At 63.1% G+C, this 393-nt stretch carries 1 pseudogene; it reads left to right on the top strand.

From position 1 onward, the window contains the following. Positions 1–393, top strand: a pseudogene (locus X742_RS1000000175205) (SPOR domain-containing protein); the annotation flags it as partial.

The following is a 393-nucleotide window of genomic DNA, read 5'->3' as shown; positions in this document are numbered from 1 at the left end:
CCGGCCGCCGCGAATGAGACCCACTCGATCTCCGGCGACGATTTTGTTGGTCAGTTCGACGACGCCATGGCCGATGTCGACGTGGATTTTGACGTTCAGGCCGATGAGCCAGAGGCTTTTGAGGAGCCGCGAGCGCATGAGTTGCTTGCCGATGTCATCGGCACGAAGGACGAGATTCCAGGCGCTGAAGCCATTTCGATTGACGCTTTCGACTTGGATTTGGACGAGGCGTTTGCAGAGCCCGCCGAAGAGCCCGTCGCCGGAATTGCAGCGGCTCCCGCGCTGCCGATGGCGCCCGCGGCAGCCATCGCGTCGCCAGTGCAGGCGCCCATCACGGACGAACGAAGCCTCGAAGACGAGTTGAACGCGCTTCTTGGCGCCATGACCGCGCGC

This window comes from Mesorhizobium sp. LNHC229A00, assembly GCF_000502415.1.
Lineage (GTDB): Bacteria > Pseudomonadota > Alphaproteobacteria > Rhizobiales > Rhizobiaceae > Mesorhizobium.
This window is presented reverse-complemented; position numbering and strand designations above follow the sequence as displayed.